This is a genomic window from Nocardia wallacei, from assembly GCF_014466955.1.
Taxonomy (GTDB): domain Bacteria; phylum Actinomycetota; class Actinomycetes; order Mycobacteriales; family Mycobacteriaceae; genus Nocardia; species Nocardia wallacei.
Map to the genome: position 1 here is coordinate 3,652,049 of NZ_AP023396.1, position 18,922 is coordinate 3,670,970.

The window sequence follows — 18,922 nt, forward strand, 5'->3', positions numbered from 1 at the left end:
CAACATTCTAGTCGTCTGCCGCACGTCACGTCACCGGGGTGCCGCGAGCCCGCGTGCCACTGGTGCGGGGTAGTACTGGTGCGGGGTAGTACGGGCGTGCGGCGGGTTGGCCCGGCGAGTCGTTTGCGTTCGGCTCGCGCGAGGCTATCGTGTCCGGCGTGCTTTGTACGCCCAGGTCAGGTCGTAATGCCCCGGATCGCCGAATGTCCTGCCTGTGGTGCGGGCGTGAGATCGCCGAATCGGAGGTGGGGCGGCGGCGCCGGTACTGCCGCCAGTCCTGCCGGCAACGGGCCTACGAGCACCGGAAAGGCTTGGAGGGCACCGGAATTCCGGAGGATGCGGTGGTCCTCAGCGCCCAGGAGGCCGCCGATCTGGCCGACCGCTGGTTCGCCGCCCGCTGTGCCGCCGAGGACGTCGCCACCGCGGTGGCCGAGGGCGCCGACGCCGCCGAATTGGCAGAATTGACCGCCACTCTCGTCGCGCTCACCAAGGACGCCGAACGTCTTCGCTGACCGGCTCGCGGGATCGCCCGGGCAGGAGACCGCTGTCGGCGGCGTCGCCGATCGTCACCGCACGCGAGTCGGCAGCGGCAGTCGTGGGTTCCCCGGTGTGGAGCAACACGGTCCCGGCGCGGGCCTCGCGGCGGGCACGCAGCGTGATGGCCAGGACCGCGGCGGTACCGATCGCGATCAGTCCGCCCGCGGTGAGGACCGTGACCCGGCCGGGGCGTAGCAGCGGCTCGGCGTGCAGGGCCTGCCGCAGCAGTACCGCGAGCACTCCGGCGGAGCCGATCGCGAGTACGCCGACGATCCGGGCGCGGACGCGTTCGGTGAGCCACGGATGCCGCCGCGCGAGCCAGGCCAGCACGACCGCCGCGGCGAGGAGCACCTGGATCGCGTGCAGACCGGCGAAGTGCGGCACGCGCAGATCGCCGCCGTGGGTACTCCAATGGGTGAGCGGCATGGTGTCGCCGCCGTCGCGCAGCGGGTCCGGCGTGTGGGTCACGGTGTGCCCGGCGGCGAGCGGGACCGGGCGGCCGTCGGCGTCGCGGGCGGTCTGCTCGCCGGTGAATCCCATCAGATATCCCAGCGCCATCCCGGCCACCGCGAGTGCCAGTCCGGCGTGGATCGCGCGCGTGGCAGGGCGGTCGAGGATCCGCTGCCAGGCGAGCACGAGCACGATCACCAGGTTCGCCACGAACAGCCCCGGCACCCCGGAGGCGAAGACGATCTGCCCGATGTCGTTGACGCGGTCGGTGTGGTCGGCGTTGAAATGGCTGAAGGTTCCGCGCGCGGCCTGCAGCACGATGAACCCGACGTCCACGAACCCGGTCACCGCGAATACCGTGCCCATCCACCAGGTGGCCCGAGAGCCCTTGTGCGGCAACGACAACAGCCACGCCAGCGTGCCGGAGTAGAGCAGAAACGCCAGCCCGAACTTGAACGGTTTCAGCCACACCGACTCGCCGAGCAGCTGCCGCTCGTCGACGGCCATGGCCACGAGCGAGAACAACGTCAGCACGCCCATGGCCCCGGTGGACACGAGCAGCGGCCGATGCCAACGCCGCAGGGGGGCAACGATAACAGCGGTGGAATTCATACCCCGACGCTAGGAAGCGCGACCCCGCGCCGACGTCCCCCGCGGGTGCCGTCCACACCCGCTACCCGGGTACTAGAATCCACCGTAGGCACCTACCGGCGGTGGATTGTCCGGCGGAAGCGGCTGCCCGGCAGCGTGATTCACGCGGCGTACCCAGGTCCGATATCCGCGAGCCCCCTCATCGGGCCCACGGTGTCAGTCCCGCAGTCCGCCGACGTCGATGCCGCGGGCGAGCAGCCACGGGACTGGGTCGATCTTGTCGCCGTTGTCGTGGGTCCAGACCTCGTAGTGCAGGTGCGGACCGGTGGAGAAGCCGCGATCGCCGACGGTGGCGATGATGTCGCCGGCGCGGACCTGCTGCCCGACGGCGGCGAGGATGTCGTTGACGTGACCGTAGACGCCGACGGTGCCGTCGTCCTGCAGCACCCGCACCCACATGCCGAATCCGGAGGCGGGCCCGGCCTCGATGACCACGCCGTCGGTGACGGCGGCGATGGGTGCGCCGAGCGGCTCGGCGAAGTCGATCCCGGCGTGCAGGGCGCCCCACCGCATGCCGAACAGTGAGCTGACGGCGCCCGCCACCGGACGCACGGTGAGCGGCCGGGTGTCCTTGGCGGACTTGGCCATCGGCCACGGCGCGGGCGGTTGCGGTGCGGCGGCGGGCTGGTCCTGCGAGATCGGTGCGGCGGCCGGCGCGGGCGCCGGCGTCTGCTGCACCGCGGCCAACCCGGCGGCCGAACTCTCGCCGTGGCTGTCGACGATGGCGAAGGCCCCGGCGGAGGCGCCGACGACGGCGGTGAGCGCGACGGCACGGGCTGCGCGCCGGGCCCGCCGCAAAGGTAACGGAACGGTCACGGGCATGCTGCGAACCTACGACAGATCGCGCCGGGTTCCCTCCTTCTGTCGCGACCGTCACAGCACGGCGAAATCCCGGTTGATCTATCACGGTCCGATAACGGCCCGCAGGTAAGGGCGCTGCGACCGGGGCGGATCGCGTCGCGCCGCGACCTTGACCGGACTCCGCCCGAACCAGCATTCTATTTCAGTGCCCACTAACGGAGTCCGGGCTTTGACCGCTCTGGCCGATCCCACCCGGCGCGCGATCTTCGAGGCGCTGCCGCAGGCGCCGCGTGCGGTGGGGGAGCTGGCCGCGACGGTCGGTGTCAGCAGTTCGGCGGTGTCGCAGCATCTGCGCGTGCTGCGCGAGGCGCGACTGGTGATGGTCCGCCCCCGGGGCAACCGGCGGCTGTACTCGCTGGACCCCCGCGGTCTCGCCGACGCCCGCGACTATCTGGAGCAGTTCTGGCCGAGCGCACTCGCGGCCTACTCGGCGGCGCTGTCGGAAGCCGGCGGCCCGCGGCCGCCGCGGCCGTAGCATTGCGGCCGGTCGGCCAGCCGCTATCCGACGCGCCGGAAGGTGGCGCTGCGGCGGTCGGTGTCGGTGCCGGGCCAGGGCCGCCGGCGCAGTTGCTGGTCGACGGCGTCGATCACCTCGGCGACGCTGATCTCCAGCAGGCCCGGGTCGGGGGTGTCGGCGTGATGGTCGCCGGTGCGGCCGGCCCACAGCACGACGTGCCGTCCCAGCAGATGCGGCGGGGGGCCGCTGTGGCTGGGCGCGGTGGGACCGAACAGCAGCACCGTGCGGGTGCCGAAGGCGGTGGCGAGGTGGGCGACGCCGGTGTCGCCGCACACCACCAGCGCGGCCTCGGCCACGGTGGCCGACAGCTCGATGAGATTCTGCTGCCCGGCCAGGACGTGCCGATGCGGCAGCCCGGCGCGGGCGGCGATGTTCAGCGCGATCTCGCGTTCGAATTCGTCGCCGGTGAGCACCACTTCGCGGCCCTGCACCAGCAGGTGCCGGACGACGGCGGCGAATCGCTCCGGCGGCCAGCGCCGCGCGGGCGAACCGGCACCGATGTGCACGACGACGCAGTCGCGGTGGCTGGTGGTGGCGACCGGCGGCACGAGTCCGAGGTTGCGGCGGTCCGCGGCGATGCCGCCGGCTTCGAGCAGGTGACACCAGCGGTCGACGTCGTGCATGTCCTGCTGCCAGGCCGGTCCGGCCAGCTCGGGAAAGGCGGGGTTGCGGTAGGTGAGGATGCGGGCCGGGTTGGTCTTGACCAGTTCCACGATGCCTTCGGTGCCGGCGCCGTGCAGATTGACCGCCAGCGCGGGCGCCTCGCCGTCGTAACGCAGGCTCTCCGCGTCCGGGGTGGGCACCATCGCGTCGACGGAAGCGATGAGATCCACGATCGGCCTGAGCCGATGCGGCGCGGCGAGCGCGATGTGATCGTGTGGCCTGGCCCGGCGCAGCGCGCGGAGAGCCGGGACCGCGGTGAGCAGATCACCGAGTCCGCGTGCGCGCAGCACGAGTACAACCGCCACCCTCGTCTCCTAGCCATCCACCGAGCGACCCACGACAACAAACCCACTTCGCCCCCGCGCCCGGGGCGCGGCACGGACTCGGGAGAGCCACTTGGAGAGGACTACCCGAGCGCTGGGAACGCGAAACGCGTAATCGCAGCGAGATCTGCCGTCTCCGCCGGTCGGTCGGGACGGCTCGCACGGGATGGTTGCGACACAGCCTCACCGAACCGGGTTCCCGCTCGGCGGCGATCCAATCGGGGAAGGGCGGTACGGGTTCCGGCGCATCCTCCGAACGGCCGCGAATTTTCCTACTACCGAGTGTCGTTGGCGGGGGTGCGATCAACTACGCTGTGCAGTCATGACATTCGTCTACAACCTGGTGGTCGCGACCCACGTGCTGGGTCTGGCCGCGGTCATCGGCGGGTACGCCTCGGCCCGGCCGAAGGTGAACGAGGTGATGGTCTGGGGTGCGCGGGCGCAGATCCTCACCGGCCTGGTCCTGGTCGGCATGGCCGAGAGCATCGACTCGCTGGGCAAGGATCCGGTGATGGCCAAGGTGGTCGTCAAGCTGGTGATCGCGGTGGCGGTCGCGGGTCTGGCCGAGGTCGCGCACGCGGATGCCAAGCGCGGCAAGGTGGTCGGGTGGATGGCCGACGCCGCGGGCGCGCTGGCGATCGTGAATGTCCTCGTGGCGCTGCTGTGGACGTGACTGCTGTGGACCTGACCGCTGTGGACGTGACCGCGCCGGATACGGCGGGCTCGCGGCGATAGCGCGTTGACATCCACTGAGACGACGCTCACACTCGTGTCTGTATTCGGGCCCGCCGGTACAGGTTAACGGGCGGTTCCGGTCGTCCGGCCCACAGCGCGTGAGGGACAACGATGTCCAGCGGAGACCACGACCATCTCCCCGTCACCGCGATGCCTCGCGCGCCGGTGCCCGGTCTCGTGCGTCCGCCGGTGGCCACCCCCGGATTCGCTGCGCCGGCGGGGGAGTTGGATCGCTTTGCGCGGCACCGGTTGTCGCTGTACGGCAGCTGGCTGTGGTGGCGGCTGGACCGTGCCCAGCGCCGCGGCCTGACCCGCCGCGAACTCGTGCGGATACTCACCGCGGGCATGTGCGCCCAGTCGGTGCTGTCGTTGCTGCCGCGCCGGGAACCGGACGCCGGTACCCACCGCAATTCGTCGCTGTTCGTGCGGCTGGCCACGGCGACCGGAGTGGTTCCCTACCGGCCGCCGGTGGCGGTGCGGCTGGCGGCCCGGATGTCGGCATGGCTGCCGCCGGGCCCGATGGATCCGGGCGTGCTGGCCTTGGCCGAGCAGGTCGCCGCGCAGCTGACGGGCGCCCTGGCCGACGACCCGCAACGGCAGGCGCACGTCAGGCGAGTCGCGCACCTGCGGCTGCGCACCGGGCTCCGGCATCTCGAACACGCCCGCGAGGACCTGGTCGCGGCCATGAATTCCCGTGCGCCGGTGGCGAATTCGCTGCGCCGCTGGGCGCTGGCCGCGACGACGGCGGCCGCGCAGGCCCTCGTGATCCACCCCGAACTGCGGCCCGGATCCGGCCCGCTCACCACAGCGGCAGCGGCACACCGCGTTCGCCCGGCGGACGTGGACCGCGGATACGGCGGTCGGCCGCGGTGATGGCGGTGTCGTTGATACTGGCCTCGCGCCGGCGCATCAGGCCCGCGTCGTCGAACTCCCACAACTCGTTGCCGTAGCTGCGCCACCACTGTCCCCGCGCGTCGTGCCATTCGTACTGGAACCGCACGGCCATGCGGTGACCGCGAAATCCCCACAGTTCCTTGCGCAGCGCGTAATCATGCTCGCGCGCCCATTTGCGGGCGAGGAAGGCGACGATCTCCTCCCGCCCGGTGACGAACTCATCACGATTGCGCCACACCGAATCCGGGGTGTAGGCGAGCGCCACGCGCTGCGGATCGCGGGTGTTCCAGGCGTCCTCGGCCAGCTGCACCTTCTCGCGGGCGGCGGCTTCGTCGGTGAACGGCGGCACGGGTGGACGGGTCATGTCGGGGTGGTTCCTTCCGGTCGGCGAGCGGGTCTGCCGCATCCAGCGTCGCGTGGGGCGGCCGCCGGAGCCATGTCCATCGAGACACGAATCCCACACATCAGGACACGCCGGGTTGCTACCGTCGACCCATGGCGCACAGACAGATCGCGGTGCTGGCCTTCGACGGGGTCCGGCTGCTGGACGTGACCGCGGTACTGGAGGTATTCGGCACCGCCACCACCCTCGGCGGCCGCTACGACACCGTGTTGTGCTCACCCACCGGCGAACCCGTCACCACCGCATCGGGCACCCGGCTGCTGGTCGATTCCGCCTACGACGCGATCACCCGCCCCCACACCGTGCTCGTCCCCGGCGCGCCGGTCCTGCCGCACACGCCCGCCCCGGCGGCCCTGCCGGCGGCGGTGACCAGACTGTCCGGTCCCGCACGGCGGATCGCGTCGGTGTGCACCGGCGCCTTCGTTCTCGCCCAGGCCGGAGTGCTGGACGGACGCCGGGCCACCACCCACTGGCGGCACACCGGCCTGCTCGCCCGCGCCTACCCGGCGATCACCGTCGAACCCGACTCCATCTACGTCCGCGACGGCGCCATCATGACCTCGGCCGGTGTCAGCGCCGCCCTCGACCTGGCGCTGGCCCTGGTGGAGGAGGACGAGGGCGCGGCACTGGCCCGCGAGGTGGCGCGCGACCTCGTGGTGTTCCTGCAGCGCCCCGGCGGCCAATCGCAGTTCTCCGTGGCCTCGCGCACCCCGCGACCCCGCCGCGACGAACTGCGCACGGTCCTCGAGTCGGTGCTCGCCGACCCCGCCCACCATTCCCTGTCGGCCATGGCGGCCCGCGCCGGAGTCAGCGGACGGCACCTCACGCGCCTGTTCCGCGACGAATTGTCCACCACCCCAGCCGCTTTCGTGGAGTCGGCCCGCCTCGAGGCGGCCCGGGCCATGCTGGAGTCCGGTGAATCGGTCACCGCGGCGGCCCACCGCTGCGGCCTGGGCAGCGACGAGTCCCTGCGCCGCGCCTTCCTCCGCCACCTGGGCATCACCCCGTCGGCCTACCGGGCCCGATTCCGCACCGCGGCGCGCGCCGCACCACCGGCTCAGCGCAGCGCGTAACGCGCGGCCAGCGCCGGAATGGCGGCGATCTTGTCCCGCGGCAGCCGATCCCACTGCAGCCCGGCGGGCCGGTACGGCTCCACACAGCGGATCACCGCCTCCGGCGTCACGATCAGATCCAGCCGGCAGTCGTGCTCGGCCTCGGGTAACTCCCCGTCGACCACCTGCAGCCGGTGCACCGTCGTCGCGATGAGCGTGCGTTCGTCGATCAGCCCGACCTCCTGCAGCAACGCGATCTCGATATCGGAGTAGCCCGCACCCTTCCCCAGCCGCGCGCCCCGCCGATTCACCGCGACACTGCCCAGCACGATCAGATCGATCGGCAGCATCTCGTCGACCTCCACATTGCGCGCGACCCGCGCCGCGGTGTCCTTGCGCGCCGCCTCCGCGGCGGGCACCGGCAGCCGCCGCGGATCGAGCAGATAGAACGGCTTCGGCGCGGCGAGGCGCGGACAGGCCATGTAGATCAGCTTCCCCGCGTCCAGCGCCCGCCGCCGCACCGGGAACTGCGCGGTGTCGGGCACCGTGGTGAGCACCCGCGCCGACGACCACTCGGGCACACCGGCCAGCCGATCGGCAGCGGCCGCCGCCCCCGCGAACTCGGGAATGTTGTACGGCGCACCCGGCGGCACCACCCCCTCCCGCTCCAGCAACGACCAGATGCGTTCGCGCGCAGCCTGTTTCGCCTCATCGACACTCACTGCGCCACTCCTCGTCTCGTAGCCGTCGGCACCCCCGCGGCGGTCCGCTGCTCGAGCGGCACACGGGTCGCTCAGCCCGCTCGCCGCGCCGCGTGCAACCGGGCCAGCGCCATGCGAGCCTCGGCGCGGGAGATGAGCTGATCGTCGTCGAGTTCGGCGATGGCCGCCTCCAGCCATTCGCGCACCAGGGTGGACAGCCCGATACCGCGTTCACCGGCCAGCTCCTTCAGCCGCGCGTGCAGACGCAGCGGCAGCCGGATCGAACTGGTGATCATGATGTCCTCGTCCGGCCGCAGCGGCGGCGGCACCTGGTCCGCGGGCACCGGGCCGTCACCGAAGGCCAGCCGGTCCATGAACGCCGTGACCTCCTGCGGGGTGGATGGTAAGTCCTTGTCGCTCATCGCCGGTTCTCCTGTTCCCACTGTTCGAACACCCTCAACTCGTCGGCGCGCATCTCGCGGGCGCCGATGATCAGCCACGTCCAGCTGTCCTGCCGCCGCGCGGCGACGATGAGCGGGCGACCGGCGTCGGTGCGGCCCCACAGCGTGAGCACCGCGACGCTGCCGTCGGCGGCCCACCGCGGCCAGCGCCGCGTGCTCGCGAGAATCTGCCGAACCTCCGAGGTCTCGATGCCGATCAGGTGAGCCATCGCCCAATCAGGCCACTCGAAACCCATGACCCGATACTACGCGCGTAGTAACCCCAGTTCGAGGGGTCGACCAGCACCGCCGGGGGCGCACCCGCCGCAATCCCGCAGCCGATGCGCCCCGGCAGCCGATGCCCCGCCCCGCGCGCTCAGCCCTCGAACAGCGACTGCCCCACATACCCGCGCGCATCCGCCACACCCGGCGGCACCGCGAACACCGCCGACCCGATCGGCGTCGTCCAGGTATTCAGCGCGTCGAACTCGGCCAGCCGCCGCTGCACCGGCAGAAACTGCGCCTCGACATCACGCTGATACGCGGCGAACAACAACCCCGAATTCGACGTCGACCCCGGCGCGGGCGGATCGTCGTAGTTGTAGCCGCGCCGCAGGAACCGCTCACCGGCACTGGTGTGATGCGCCCGCGCGATATGCGCCGACGGCGGAATCACCGGAATACCGAACCGATCCACCGCCGCGAAATCCGGCTCATCGAACTCCCCACCGCCCGTCAGCGGCGCCCCCGTCGCGATCCGGCGGCCCACACTCAACTCCCGCCCGTCGGCATCGAGTTCGTCCCAGGTGTCGAGATTCATCGCGATCCGCCGCAGCACCAGCGACGTGCCACCGGCCAGCCACGCCCGCGCACCGCCGTCGTCCCACACCAGCCGATCGAACTCGGCGCTGCCCGGCACGAGATTCACCGTGCCGTCCACCTGACCCATCAGATTGCGCATCGTCTGCCCGCGCGGCGCATCGCGGAACCCGCGCTGCACCCACCGCACCGACACCAGCGACGCCACACTCTTGGACAACACCCGCACCGCATGCGACACCGTCGTCACCTCATCCGCGCAGACCTGCAACAGCAGATCACCCGCACACCACGCCGGATCCAGGCGATCGATGCCGAAACCCGGCAGCGGCCGCAGCCACGACGGCCGCGCCGACTCCAGCCCCGCGACCGTGAACAGGCCCGGACCGAACCCGATCGTCACCGTCAGCCGCGCCGGCCGCGCCGCCAACTCCGGCTCGGTATCGGCGAGCGCCGGCCGCCCCGCGGTCAACCGCCCGGCATCACCGGACCAGATCCGCAGCAACCCCGTGATATCCGCGCGCCCGGTCCCCGGCTTCAGATCGAAACCGACGAACGCCGCGTGCCGCTGCGGCACGGTCGCGACCCCGCCCTGATGCAGACCGTAGAACGGCTCCACCGCCAGACCCGAATCCGCCTCGGGCCGAGCCTGTCCCGCCCGCGCCGCACCCCAGCCGATCCCCGCGACACCCGCCGCCCCCGCCGCGGCGGCGCCCCCACCGAGCAGACGCCGCCGCGACACTCTCGACTCAGCCACCGTGCCCGGCCGGGCTCGCGTCGGGCACGTAGTTCTCCTTGTTGCCCGGGAAATCACGCACCCGAGCGGTGAACGTCGTACTCGAACCATCCGCGAACTTCACCGTCACCGGCACCTCCGCACCGGTCCGCAACGGCCCCGTCAGATCCATGAACATCAGATGATCCGCACCCGGCGCCAACGCCACCTTCCCATGCGCCGGCACCACCAGGCCACCGGCCTTGGGCCGCATCATCTTCTGCCCGTCCAGACCCACCGTCTCGTGAATCTCCATCCGCGCCGACGCCGGACTGGTCGCGTCGACGATGCGCGCCTCGGCATCCGACGCATTGGCGATCTCGCCGAACGCCGCCGACATGCCCTGATCGGCCGCCTTGATCCACTGATCGGAAATCGCCACCGCCGCCGCCTGCGACACCGGCGCCGCGCCGTCACCCGAGGAACATCCGGCCGACAGCGGAACCGCCAGCGCCACAGCCACACCGGCCACGCGCGAAAAGCTGAGAACAGACATGAGAAAACTCCTTGTCGAGGTGAGGGAGGATCACCGTCCGCGCCGGGCGCACGACCTGCCGCCGCGCACCCCATGCCGAGACGCACCACCTGCACGCGCTCAGCACCGAACAGCACGCAACCGCGCACTGTCGAACAGCGCGCAACCGCGCACTGTCGAACACAGTGCCTCAGGCAACCACGCCCGCGAAACGGTGAGAGAAAGGAAGAACGCCCGCACCCCGCGGCGGCCCCCGCCGCCCGACCCCCGAACTCCACAGCAGACGCCTAGCCGAGACAACACGAACACCCTCGACCACCCGCCACACCGCAGCGGCAACGGCCGGAACCGCCCCCAGCGCCACCACCAGCCGCCGCACCCTCGACAGCACCCGGCCCAGCGCCACCTCGGCGCCACGAATCAGCAACGCCCCCACCGGAATCGCCACCAGATGCGCGACCAGCATCGCCGGAGCGAACCCCGGCCGATGACAATGCTCCGGCGCCACCGACAGCGCGGCATGCCCGACCGCCTGCCCCGCCCCCAGCAACACCATCAACCGCGCCAACCCGGTACCCACCGAGGCGACCAGCACACCCGTCAGCGCACACGCCGCCACCAGCAGCGGCACCGCGGCCGAATCCACCGGCACCGCACCGCCGCCCAACGCGTGCGCCGCGACGCTCACCGCCCCCGACGCGGCCCCGACCGACGCACCACGCAACCGCGCCGCAGGATCCATCGTCGACCGCACCCGCTCATCCTAAGGTCCGCGCCGGCCCGCTCCACCCGCCGGGACCGTGGCCCTGCCCACACCGCACGCCGGCCACCACCACACCACGGCATCAGTCCGAACCGGCGGCATCAGTCCGAAACCGGCAGCAACCCCGGACGTTTCGCGGTCAACTCCGCCCCCGACGACACCCCACGCAACCGCCGCCCGATCCACGGCGCCATATGAAACGCCACCCACCGCAACTCCGCCGCCACCGACTCCGCCAACTCCCGCCGCACCGGCGGCAACGGCTGCCGCCACCCACCGTCGGCACCCGGCACACCCAGCCTGTCCGCCACCGCCCGCGCCACCAGATCATGACCCAGCGGATTGAGATGCAACCGATCCTCCGCCCACACCCGCCGATCCGTCGTCGCGGCCACCGGCTCGAAATCCACCAGCAGCACCCCCGGCCGCCGCGCCAACTCCCGCATCCGCGCATTCATCGCCCGCACCCGCGCCGACAACGGCCGCACGATCGGCGCGACCCCACCGATATCCGGAAACGTGAACGTCACCACCCGCGCCCCCACACCCGTCAGCGCCGCGAACATCGCATCGATATCCGCCAGCACCGCCTCCTGATCGAACCGCGGCCGAATCAGATCGTTCATCCCCGCCACCACCGCCGCCAGATCCGGCACCAGCGCCACCGCCGGACCCAACTGCTCCGCCCGGATCTGCGCCGCCCGCCGACCCCGCACCGCCAGATTCGCATACATCAACTCCGGACACGACTCCGCCAGCAGACCCGCCAGCCGATCGGCCCAGCCCCGATGCCCACCCCGGCCGTCCGGATCACCGATACCCTCGGTCTGACTGTCACCCAACGCGACGAAACGCCCGACCGGCCGCGCCACTGCGATATCCGACGTCACCTGCACCTCCCGCGAAGCCCCTGCGGCACGACATCGTACGACCGCCGCGCGAACAACGCGGATACACCGGCACACCAACGCATGACGGAAACCGACTCAGAGCAACTCCAGCTCCGCCGCCCGCAGATCCTCCGGGAACACATACCGCCGCAACGCCCAGAACCGGAACGCCATCGCCAACAGCACACCCAGAATCTGCCCGGTGACGAAATTCGCCACCGCCTGCGTCGCCGCACTCACCCGCGGCACCCGGATATCGAACACATACAGCGAAATCGCCTGCGGAACCAACGTCACCGCGATACCCAGCGCGCTCACCGCGAAGAACAACGCCGCCTCATGATGGCGCTGCCGCCCGCCCCGCGCACTGAACGACCACTCCCGATTCAGAATGTAGGACACGATGGTCGCGATCAGCACACCGAACGCCCGCGCCGTCAACGGCTTGTCCTGCAGCACGGTCAATTTCAGCGTGTACACCACACCGGTATCGACGAACCAGGTGACCGCACCGACCACCGCGAACTTCATCAACTCTTGATGCCGGACGAGAACAGCGCGATAGGCTTCCGGCAGCCGATCGAGGACGGGTTGCACCAGCGACACGGCACCCACCTTAACCGCGCTCGCCGCCACGCGCCGACCAGCGACCCCGCCCGGCCCCACAGCTCACCGCGGCGACGACCGCTCCGGCAACCCGGCCAACTCCGCGCACACCGCCGTCAAACGATCCCCGAGCGCATCGTCCTGCGCCACCCGCGACGGCGCCTTCACCCGATCCCGCTGAAAATAACAACCCGTCACCGCCGCCGGATCCGGCGCGGAAGCCAGATACGTCAACCGCCGGCCACCCTCCTCCGCCGACACCAGGAACACCCGCTTGAACACCTCCATCACCGGCTTCGCGAACCACGGCGCGGCATCCCAGATCCCCGTCGACACCGCGCCCGGATGAAACGCGTTCACCGTCACCCCCGTCCCCGCCGACCGCCGCGCCAACTCCCGCACATACAACACATTCGCCAGCTTCGAACGGCTGTACGCCCGCTGCCCCGAATACCCACGCGCACAACCCAGATCGTCCACATCCAACGACACCCCGTAATGCATCACCGACGACGTGAACACCACCCGCGCCGGCGCACTGCGCACCAACCGCTCCAGCAACAACTCCGTCAGCAGAAAACCACCGAGATGATTGGTCGCGAACGTCGACTCCGCCCCCTCCGAGGTCTCCGTCCGCCGCCAGAAGAAGCCACCCGCGTTATTGGCCAGCACATCCAGCCGCGGACACGTCTCCAGCACCGCGGCCGCCAGCCGCCGCACCGAATCCAGCGACGACACATCACATTCCAGCGTATCCACCGCACCGGCCCCGGCCGCCCGCACCCGCTCCGCCGTCACCGCGAGCTTCTCCGGATTCCGCCCCACCAGCACCAGCCGATCGCCCCCCGCGGCGAGCTGCCGCGCGGCCGCCAACCCGATGCCCGACGTCGCCCCCGTGATCAGGATCGTCTTCATACCCACCCACCATGCCAGATCCAGCCGCCCGGTGTACCGCACCTCGCGACCACCCCCTACCGGCACCGTTACCCGCCGAAACGCCCTGCGCCGCAGCCCCGGCCGGTACTGTGAGCGCATGGAGCCGGTACTCGTCACAGGCGCCGCCGGGGGACCGCAGGGCTCCACCGGCCGCCACCTCACCGCCCTCCTGCTCGGCCGCGGCATCCCCGTCCGCGCCCTCGTCCACACCGACGACGACCGCACCGGCCCACTGCGCGCCCTCGGCGCCGAAGTCGTCGTCGGAGACCTGCGCGACATCGCCATCACCCGCGCCGCCCTCGACGGCGTCCAGCACGCCTACTTCACCTATCCCGTCCTCGACGGACTGGTCGACGCCGCAGGCGCATTCGCCGTCGCCGCCCGCGACGCCGGAGTCCGCCGCGCCGTCGCCGTCTCCCAACTCGCCGCCGGCCCACAGGCCCTCACCCCCCGCATGCGCCAGCACTGGGTCGCCGAGCAAATCCTCGACTGGGCCGGCATCGGCGCCATCCACCTGCGCGCCGCCGTCTTCCACGAAAACCTCGCCCGGATCGCCGACACCGGCGACGGCACCCGCCTCACCATGCCGATGGGCCCACCCACCACCGTCCTGCCACTCATCGCCGCCACCGATGTCGCCCGCGTCGCCGCCGGACTACTCGCCGACCCCGACCGCCCCGCCGCATCCGTACTGCTGCTCACCGGCGACGTCCTCCCCATCGGCGAGGCCGCCCGCCTGCTCGGCCGCACCTACACCGACACACCCCCGGACCACTGGCGCCGCTGGGCACTCGAGTTCTACGGCTCCGCCCACGCCGCCGAACACCTGTCGAAACTGTGGGAGATCTTCCGCCTCCTCGGCGAAGGCACCGGCCTCTACCAGGTCACTCCCGAGATCGAGAAATACGGCGGCCACCCGCCGACCACCCTCGCCCAATTCGCCGCCCACCGCTCCCGCTGACCCACCCCGGTTACCTCACGGGTAATCGTCGCCACGCACCGGTCTCCGTACGATCGAGCACGTGCAAACCCAGACCGCAGGCGACCTGCTCCGGCATTGGCGAGTTACCCGCCGCCTCAGCCAACTGGAACTGGCCGGCCGCGCCGAAACCTCCGCCCGCCACCTCAGTTTCATCGAAACCGGCCGCGCCACCCCGAGCCGCCAGATGATCCTGCACCTGTCGGAGGAACTGGAAATCCCACTGCGCGAACGCAACCGGGTCCTGCTCGCCGCCGGCTTCGCACCCGTCTACGCCGAACCCGGATTGGACACCCCGCAGATGGAGCCCGTCCGCACCGCCATGCGCCAGATCCTCGTCGGCCACGAACCGCACCCCGCACTCGCCGTCGACATGCACTGGAACATGGTCGACGCCAACGCCAGCGCCGGCCTGTTCCTCGAGGGCATCGGGCCCGAACTGCTCACCCCGCCGGTCAACGCACTGCGCTTGAGCCTGCACCCCGACGGCCTCGCCCCACGCATCATCAACCTCGCCGAATGGCGCGGCCACCTGTTCGAACGCCTGCAACGCCAGATCGAGATCACCGGCTCCGCGCACCTCGCTGCCCTGCGCACCGAAATGCGCGCCTACCCGGGCGGCGAGCACCCGCCCGGCCTCCCCGAACCCGAACAGGCCGTGGTCCCGTTGCGCCTGCGCCACCACGGCGCCGATCTCGCCTTCCTCAGCGCCATGACGGTCTTCGGTACCCCCATGAACGTGACGGTGGCGGAACTGGCCATCGAATCCTTCTTTCCCGCCGATCCCGCCACGGCCCGATACCTGCGCGACAACTCGCCGATCAGCTAGCGCGGCGCATGGACAATCGAGCCCATGAGCGAACCGCCGCCCGCGTACACGACCTGCTCGGCGTCGAGGTGGCGCAGATCTCGGACCTCGGCCACCGGCACGCGTGGTCACTGCACCGTGCGCGCCTCTCCGACGGCCGCGCCGTCTTCGTGAAAGCGGCCACCGGCGCACCGGACGCCGCTGCCGGACAGGCATTGCGCGCGGAGTCGAACGGCTTGCGCTGGCTGGGGGAGGGCGCCCGCGACGGCCTGGTACCGCCGGTGCTGGGGGAGGACGGCCGGACGCTCGTGCTGCCCTGGCTGGACGAGACCGCGCCCGATCCGGCCGCGGCCGAGACGTTCGGCCGGGCCCTCGCCGCACTGCACGAGTCCCGTCCCGGAGCCTTCGGCGCGCCCTGGCGGGGCTTCATCGCGATTGTGCCGCAAGACAATTCGCTGACGACAGGGGAGTGGGGCCGCTGGTATGCCGACCGCAGGCTGGCGCCGCTGCTCCCGGCCGCCGCACCGGTGCTGGGCAGCGCGGGCCTACGCCTGCTCGAACGCGTGATCGGAGACATCGACCGCCTGGCCGGTGATCCGGAGCCACCGAGTCGCGTCCACGGCGACCTCTGGTCGGGGAATCTGCTGTGGACAGCGGACGGTGTACGGCTGATCGACCCGGCCGCCCACGGCGGTCACCGCGAGACCGACCTCGCCATGCTGGCCCTGTTCGGCGCGCCCCACCTGGACCGGATCCACGCGGCCTACCGGGAGGTGAGCCCCCTGAAACCCGGTTGGCGCCAACGCGTTCCACTCCACCAGCTGTATCCGCTACTCGTGCACGTGGTGCTGTTCGGCGGCTCGTACCGGGGGATGACCCTGGAGGCAGCCGAGTCGGCGCTGCGAATCTGACCGGGTCGAACCGATCCCTCGAAATCTGCCGGTATCGACAATGAAAAAATACCTAAATGGGCATATGCGCATCTATGCATTAAAGACGTTCATGGCCCAAGCCGCCCAACGACGCAGTCACTCCCAAAACCAGCACCGACGAAGGAGGGGGCTGCCGACGGCTGGACATGGGTTAGCGTCGGCGCATGGACCTGCGCCGGATCCACCACGTGGCGATCATCGCCTCCGATTACGAACGATCGAAGGCTTTCTATACCGAAGTCCTGGGCCTGCGGGTGCTGGGGGAGCACTACCGGGCCGAACGTCGTTCGTACAAGCTCGATCTCGCGCTGCCGGACGGCGGTCAGCTGGAGGTGTTCTCGTTTCCGGACCCGCCGGCGCGGCCGTCGCGGCCGGAGGCCCGCGGGCTGCGGCATCTGGCCTTCGCGGTGCCCGATGTGGTGGCGGCGCTCGCCGAGTTGCGGGGTAGGGGAGTGCCGGCCGAGGAGGTGCGGGTCGACGAGTACACGGGGAAGCGGTTCGCCTTCTTCTTCGATCCCGACGATCTGCCGCTGGAGTTGTACGAGGTCGGGCACGACGCCTGATCAAGGAGGCTTGAATATTCATACCTAGATGTAGACATGCGAATTTATGCATGCAAATCTGTCCAGGAATGTTCGTGCTGCCACGATCATCGGCAAACTCACCAACGCACACATCACCACCAGCCCAGACGAGGGAGTCCCTCCGGCTGGTGACCGGACCGAACCGACTGTCCGCGAACAGCATCGTGGGCGCGCGCCCGGATCGGAGACGGCTCCCATACGATGTCCGGATGACCAATGTGCTGCTGAAAACCTCAGCCGGGGACATCACACTCGAGCTCGACGAGACGAAGGCGCCGAAGACGGTCGCCAACTTCGTGGATTACGTGAAGGCCGGTCACTACGACGGGACCATTTTCCACCGGGTGATTTCCGGCTTCATGGTGCAGGGCGGCGGTATGACCGCGGACATGCAGCAGAAGCCGGCGCCGAACCGGGTGGAGAACGAGGCGAACAACGGGCTGCGCAACGACAAGTACACGGTGGCGATGGCCCGCACCTCCGATCCGCATTCGGCGAGTGCGCAGTTCTTCATCAACACCTCCGACAACGGCTTCCTCAACCATCCGGGTCAGGATGGCTGGGGTTATGCGGTGTTCGGCAAGGTCGTGGACGGCACGGCCGTGGTGGATTCGATCGATGGTGTGAAGACCGGTTCGCGGTCGGGCCATCAGGATGTGCCGGTGGAGCCGATCACGATCGTGTCGGCTCAGCTGGTCTGAGTCCGTCGTCGGAGAGGGCGGCTGTCGCACGGTGGTGCGGCGGCCGCCCTCGGTGTGTTCGGGGGTTGGTCAGGCGTCGAGGACGCGGGCGGTGTGGTTCACGACGGGCGGCTGTACGGACCAGGGGAAGTTGATCCAGCGGTCGGTACGCCGCCACACGTATTCGCAGTCGACTGCCGAGCGTGGCTTCTGGTAGATGACGGCGCAGCGGACCTCGGCGACCTTGTCGATGCAGAAGTCGCGCACGAGTTCGAGGGTGGCGCCGGTGTCGGCGACGTCGTCCGCGACGAGGACGCGAGCGCCGGCGAGGTCGACGGCCTGCGGGACGGGCGGCAGCATGACGGGCAGGTCGAGGCGCTGGTCGACGCCGGTGTAGAACTCGACATTCATGACGTGCAGGTTCTTCACGTCGAGGGCGTAGCCGAGGGCGCCGGCGACGAAGAGCCCACCGCGGGCGATGGACAGGATGAGATCGGGTTCGAAGCCGTCGGCGGCGACCTGCGTGGCGAGTTCGCGGCTCGCGGAGCCGAACAGGTCCCAGGTGAGTTCTTCCCGATCCGGCACGGGCGCCCCTTTCGGTGGTCGATGGGACGAACTTAGACCACGCGGGATGCGGCCGTGCCGGATCGACCGGCGTTACACGAGGCGGTGTCCGCCGTCGACGTGCAGCACGGTGCCGGTGAGGAATTCGTTGGTCATGACGGCGTGGAAGGCGGCGGCGATGTCGTCGGGGCGGCCGACGCGGCCGCCGGGGAGTCGCTGGGCCATGGCGGCGAGTCGTTCGTCCTTGGCGTCTGCGGCGAATTGGGTCCAGATGGGGGTGTCGACCCAGCCGGGGGAGACGGCGTTGACGCGGATCGGGGCGAGTTCGAGGGCGAGGGCGCGGACGAGTCCTTCGAGCGCGGCGTTGGCGGTGGCGACCATGGTGCCGCCGACGGCGGGCCGGTAGGCGGCGATGCCGGAGGTGACGGTGAGCGAGCCGGTGAGCAGTGGTGCGGCGTGTTTGGCGACGAGCCAGGGGCCGAGGATTTTGATGTCGGCCACGGTGCGGGCGTCGGCGAGGGCGAATTCGCGCAGGGGGCCGTAGCCGGTGCTCATGTCGGCGGCGGTGACGACGACGTGGTCGAGGGTGGGGCTGTCGGCGAAGAGGCGTCGGACGGAGGTCTCGTCGGCGATGTCGACCTGCTTGCGGTGCAGGCGGTTTCCGCCGCCGAGGGTGGTGGCTGCGGTGTCGAGGCGGGCGGTGGAGCGTCCGGCGATGGTGACGTCGTGGCCCGCGGTGAGGAGCCGGGCGGCGAGAGCGAGGCCCATGCCGGAGCCGCCGCCGATGATGAGGGTGTGGGAGGTATCGGTCATGGCGTCGACTGTCGCGGCAGCGGGGGGTGCTGAGGAGGCCGTGTGTGGCCTGGTCCTGGCGGGGCCACCCC

The 18,922-nt window shown here is 70.6% G+C and carries 25 protein-coding genes; 10 read left to right on the forward strand and 15 right to left on the reverse strand.

The annotated features are described in order from the left end of the window. Positions 1 to 203 precede the first annotated feature (203 nt). Positions 204 to 512 (forward strand): hypothetical protein, encoded by a 309-nt coding sequence (locus NWFMUON74_RS16145; protein ID WP_187688594.1) that lies wholly within the window; start codon positions 204 to 206, stop codon positions 510 to 512. On the opposite strand, the gene NWFMUON74_RS16150 is transcribed toward NWFMUON74_RS16145, so the two are convergent. Next, on the reverse strand, positions 484 to 1,599 hold the full coding sequence (locus NWFMUON74_RS16150) for a hypothetical protein (RefSeq protein ID WP_187688595.1): 1,116 nt from the start codon (positions 1,597 to 1,599) through the stop codon (positions 484 to 486). The genes NWFMUON74_RS16145 and NWFMUON74_RS16150 overlap by 29 nt on opposite strands. Positions 1,600 to 1,794: 195 nt before the next feature. Beyond that, on the reverse strand, positions 1,795 to 2,460 hold the full coding sequence (locus tag NWFMUON74_RS16155) for a M23 family metallopeptidase (protein WP_187688596.1): 666 nt from the start codon (positions 2,458 to 2,460) through the stop codon (positions 1,795 to 1,797). 184 nt (positions 2,461 to 2,644) lie between these two features. Between NWFMUON74_RS16155 and NWFMUON74_RS16160 the strand changes: the two genes are divergently transcribed. Continuing rightward, positions 2,645 to 2,974, forward strand: coding sequence for an ArsR/SmtB family transcription factor (locus tag NWFMUON74_RS16160; protein ID WP_187688597.1), 330 nt, complete (start codon positions 2,645 to 2,647; stop codon positions 2,972 to 2,974). A 23-nt stretch (positions 2,975 to 2,997) separates the two neighbouring features. Here NWFMUON74_RS16160 and NWFMUON74_RS16165 read toward each other — a convergent pair whose 3' ends face one another. After that, a complete protein-coding gene (locus tag NWFMUON74_RS16165) occupies positions 2,998 to 3,984 on the reverse strand; it encodes a glycosyltransferase family 9 protein (RefSeq protein ID WP_187688598.1) in 987 nt (328 codons plus the stop codon). 340 nt (positions 3,985 to 4,324) lie between these two features. On the opposite strand from NWFMUON74_RS16165, the gene NWFMUON74_RS16170 reads away from it, so the two are divergent. Both NWFMUON74_RS16170 and NWFMUON74_RS16175 read left to right on the forward strand, forming a co-directional pair. After that, positions 4,325 to 4,675, forward strand: a complete 351-nt coding sequence (locus NWFMUON74_RS16170) for a hypothetical protein (protein WP_187688599.1) — start codon at positions 4,325 to 4,327, stop codon at positions 4,673 to 4,675. Positions 4,676 to 4,848: 173 nt separating this feature from the next. After that, positions 4,849 to 5,610 carry a ferritin family protein gene (locus tag NWFMUON74_RS16175; RefSeq protein ID WP_187688600.1) on the forward strand — a complete coding sequence of 254 codons (762 nt, stop codon included), beginning with the start codon at positions 4,849 to 4,851 and terminating at the stop codon, positions 5,608 to 5,610. Here NWFMUON74_RS16175 and NWFMUON74_RS16180 read toward each other — a convergent pair. Next, complete coding sequence (locus tag NWFMUON74_RS16180; RefSeq protein ID WP_187688601.1) at positions 5,537 to 5,995, reverse strand: nuclear transport factor 2 family protein; 459 nt, start codon at positions 5,993 to 5,995, stop codon at positions 5,537 to 5,539. The genes NWFMUON74_RS16175 and NWFMUON74_RS16180 overlap by 74 nt on opposite strands. 131 nt (positions 5,996 to 6,126) lie before the next feature. On the opposite strand from NWFMUON74_RS16180, the gene NWFMUON74_RS16185 reads away from it, so the two are divergent. Continuing rightward, positions 6,127 to 7,107: a GlxA family transcriptional regulator gene (locus NWFMUON74_RS16185; protein ID WP_187688602.1), complete on the forward strand. Its 981-nt coding sequence runs from the start codon at positions 6,127 to 6,129 to the stop codon at positions 7,105 to 7,107. Here NWFMUON74_RS16185 and NWFMUON74_RS16190 read toward each other — a convergent pair. From NWFMUON74_RS16190 to NWFMUON74_RS16230, 9 genes are all read right to left on the reverse strand, one after another. Beyond that, the gene (locus NWFMUON74_RS16190; RefSeq protein ID WP_187688603.1) at positions 7,092 to 7,808 is read right to left on the reverse strand and encodes a 5-formyltetrahydrofolate cyclo-ligase; all 717 of its coding nucleotides are present in this window, start codon (positions 7,806 to 7,808) and stop codon (positions 7,092 to 7,094) included. The genes NWFMUON74_RS16185 and NWFMUON74_RS16190 overlap by 16 nt on opposite strands. 71 nt (positions 7,809 to 7,879) lie before the next feature. Further along, on the reverse strand, positions 7,880 to 8,209 hold the full coding sequence (locus NWFMUON74_RS35720; RefSeq protein WP_197987023.1) for a hypothetical protein: 330 nt from the start codon (positions 8,207 to 8,209) through the stop codon (positions 7,880 to 7,882). After that, complete coding sequence (locus NWFMUON74_RS16200) at positions 8,206 to 8,484, reverse strand: hypothetical protein (protein ID WP_187688604.1); 279 nt, start codon at positions 8,482 to 8,484, stop codon at positions 8,206 to 8,208. The genes NWFMUON74_RS35720 and NWFMUON74_RS16200 overlap by 4 nt, the downstream gene beginning before the upstream one ends. 119 nt (positions 8,485 to 8,603) lie before the next feature. Next, positions 8,604 to 9,788, reverse strand: coding sequence for a Dyp-type peroxidase (locus tag NWFMUON74_RS16205; protein ID WP_232111055.1), 1,185 nt, complete (start codon positions 9,786 to 9,788; stop codon positions 8,604 to 8,606). Between the two features lie 7 nt (positions 9,789 to 9,795). Continuing rightward, entirely contained in the window at positions 9,796 to 10,317 is a 522-nt protein-coding gene (locus NWFMUON74_RS16210) for a copper chaperone PCu(A)C (RefSeq protein WP_187688606.1), read from the reverse strand. 169 nt (positions 10,318 to 10,486) lie between these two features. Then, positions 10,487 to 11,050 (reverse strand): hypothetical protein, encoded by a 564-nt coding sequence (locus NWFMUON74_RS16215; protein ID WP_232111056.1) that lies wholly within the window; start codon positions 11,048 to 11,050, stop codon positions 10,487 to 10,489. A 110-nt stretch (positions 11,051 to 11,160) separates the two neighbouring features. After that, positions 11,161 to 11,949, reverse strand: coding sequence for an SGNH/GDSL hydrolase family protein (locus NWFMUON74_RS16220; protein WP_232111057.1), 789 nt, complete (start codon positions 11,947 to 11,949; stop codon positions 11,161 to 11,163). Between the two features lie 96 nt (positions 11,950 to 12,045). Then, positions 12,046 to 12,555: a GtrA family protein gene (locus tag NWFMUON74_RS16225; RefSeq protein ID WP_232111058.1), complete on the reverse strand. Its 510-nt coding sequence runs from the start codon at positions 12,553 to 12,555 to the stop codon at positions 12,046 to 12,048. Between the two features lie 63 nt (positions 12,556 to 12,618). Next, the gene (locus NWFMUON74_RS16230; RefSeq protein ID WP_187688607.1) at positions 12,619 to 13,470 is read right to left on the reverse strand and encodes an SDR family NAD(P)-dependent oxidoreductase; all 852 of its coding nucleotides are present in this window, start codon (positions 13,468 to 13,470) and stop codon (positions 12,619 to 12,621) included. Positions 13,471 to 13,588: 118 nt separating this feature from the next. On the opposite strand from NWFMUON74_RS16230, the gene NWFMUON74_RS16235 reads away from it, so the two are divergent. The 5 genes from NWFMUON74_RS16235 (at position 13,589) to NWFMUON74_RS16255 (ending at position 17,495) form a co-directional block, all read left to right on the forward strand. Continuing rightward, the gene (locus NWFMUON74_RS16235; RefSeq protein WP_187688608.1) at positions 13,589 to 14,452 is read left to right on the forward strand and encodes an NmrA family NAD(P)-binding protein; all 864 of its coding nucleotides are present in this window, start codon (positions 13,589 to 13,591) and stop codon (positions 14,450 to 14,452) included. 61 nt (positions 14,453 to 14,513) lie between these two features. Beyond that, positions 14,514 to 15,299 (forward strand): helix-turn-helix domain-containing protein, encoded by a 786-nt coding sequence (locus NWFMUON74_RS16240; RefSeq protein ID WP_187688609.1) that lies wholly within the window; start codon positions 14,514 to 14,516, stop codon positions 15,297 to 15,299. 8 nt (positions 15,300 to 15,307) lie between these two features. Beyond that, a complete protein-coding gene (locus tag NWFMUON74_RS16245; RefSeq protein ID WP_187688610.1) occupies positions 15,308 to 16,189 on the forward strand; it encodes a fructosamine kinase family protein in 882 nt (293 codons plus the stop codon). A 185-nt stretch (positions 16,190 to 16,374) separates the two neighbouring features. Then, entirely contained in the window at positions 16,375 to 16,773 is a 399-nt protein-coding gene (gene gloA2 / locus NWFMUON74_RS16250) for an SMU1112c/YaeR family gloxylase I-like metalloprotein (RefSeq protein ID WP_187688611.1), read from the forward strand. Positions 16,774 to 17,003: 230 nt separating this feature from the next. Next, on the forward strand, positions 17,004 to 17,495 hold the full coding sequence (locus NWFMUON74_RS16255; RefSeq protein ID WP_187688612.1) for a peptidylprolyl isomerase: 492 nt from the start codon (positions 17,004 to 17,006) through the stop codon (positions 17,493 to 17,495). Between the two features lie 69 nt (positions 17,496 to 17,564). Here NWFMUON74_RS16255 and NWFMUON74_RS16260 read toward each other — a convergent pair whose 3' ends face one another. Beyond that, the gene (locus NWFMUON74_RS16260; RefSeq protein WP_187688613.1) at positions 17,565 to 18,059 is read right to left on the reverse strand and encodes a phosphoribosyltransferase; all 495 of its coding nucleotides are present in this window, start codon (positions 18,057 to 18,059) and stop codon (positions 17,565 to 17,567) included. Between the two features lie 72 nt (positions 18,060 to 18,131). Next, positions 18,132 to 18,851, reverse strand: coding sequence for an SDR family oxidoreductase (locus NWFMUON74_RS16265; RefSeq protein WP_187688614.1), 720 nt, complete (start codon positions 18,849 to 18,851; stop codon positions 18,132 to 18,134). Positions 18,852 to 18,922: the final 71 nt, after the last annotated feature.

Coding starts and splice junctions, on each gene's coding strand:
- NWFMUON74_RS16150 (WP_187688595.1), bottom strand. CDS start 1,599: ATGAATTCCACCGCTGTTATCGTTGCCCCCCTGCGGCGTTGGCATCGG.
- NWFMUON74_RS16185 (WP_187688602.1), top strand. CDS start 6,127: ATGGCGCACAGACAGATCGCGGTGCTGGCCTTCGACGGGGTCCGGCTG.
- NWFMUON74_RS16175 (WP_187688600.1), top strand. CDS start 4,849: ATGTCCAGCGGAGACCACGACCATCTCCCCGTCACCGCGATGCCTCGC.
- NWFMUON74_RS16245 (WP_187688610.1), top strand. CDS start 15,308: ATGGACAATCGAGCCCATGAGCGAACCGCCGCCCGCGTACACGACCTG.
- NWFMUON74_RS16155 (WP_187688596.1), bottom strand. CDS start 2,460: ATGCCCGTGACCGTTCCGTTACCTTTGCGGCGGGCCCGGCGCGCAGCC.
- NWFMUON74_RS16265 (WP_187688614.1), bottom strand. CDS start 18,851: ATGACCGATACCTCCCACACCCTCATCATCGGCGGCGGCTCCGGCATG.
- NWFMUON74_RS16235 (WP_187688608.1), top strand. CDS start 13,589: ATGGAGCCGGTACTCGTCACAGGCGCCGCCGGGGGACCGCAGGGCTCC.
- NWFMUON74_RS16210 (WP_187688606.1), bottom strand. CDS start 10,317: ATGTCTGTTCTCAGCTTTTCGCGCGTGGCCGGTGTGGCTGTGGCGCTG.
- NWFMUON74_RS16180 (WP_187688601.1), bottom strand. CDS start 5,995: ATGACCCGTCCACCCGTGCCGCCGTTCACCGACGAAGCCGCCGCCCGC.
- NWFMUON74_RS16255 (WP_187688612.1), top strand. CDS start 17,004: ATGACCAATGTGCTGCTGAAAACCTCAGCCGGGGACATCACACTCGAG.
- NWFMUON74_RS16170 (WP_187688599.1), top strand. CDS start 4,325: ATGACATTCGTCTACAACCTGGTGGTCGCGACCCACGTGCTGGGTCTG.
- NWFMUON74_RS16230 (WP_187688607.1), bottom strand. CDS start 13,470: ATGAAGACGATCCTGATCACGGGGGCGACGTCGGGCATCGGGTTGGCG.
- NWFMUON74_RS16200 (WP_187688604.1), bottom strand. CDS start 8,484: ATGGGTTTCGAGTGGCCTGATTGGGCGATGGCTCACCTGATCGGCATC.
- NWFMUON74_RS16145 (WP_187688594.1), top strand. CDS start 204: ATGTCCTGCCTGTGGTGCGGGCGTGAGATCGCCGAATCGGAGGTGGGG.
- gloA2 (WP_187688611.1), top strand. CDS start 16,375: ATGGACCTGCGCCGGATCCACCACGTGGCGATCATCGCCTCCGATTAC.
- NWFMUON74_RS35720 (WP_197987023.1), bottom strand. CDS start 8,209: ATGAGCGACAAGGACTTACCATCCACCCCGCAGGAGGTCACGGCGTTC.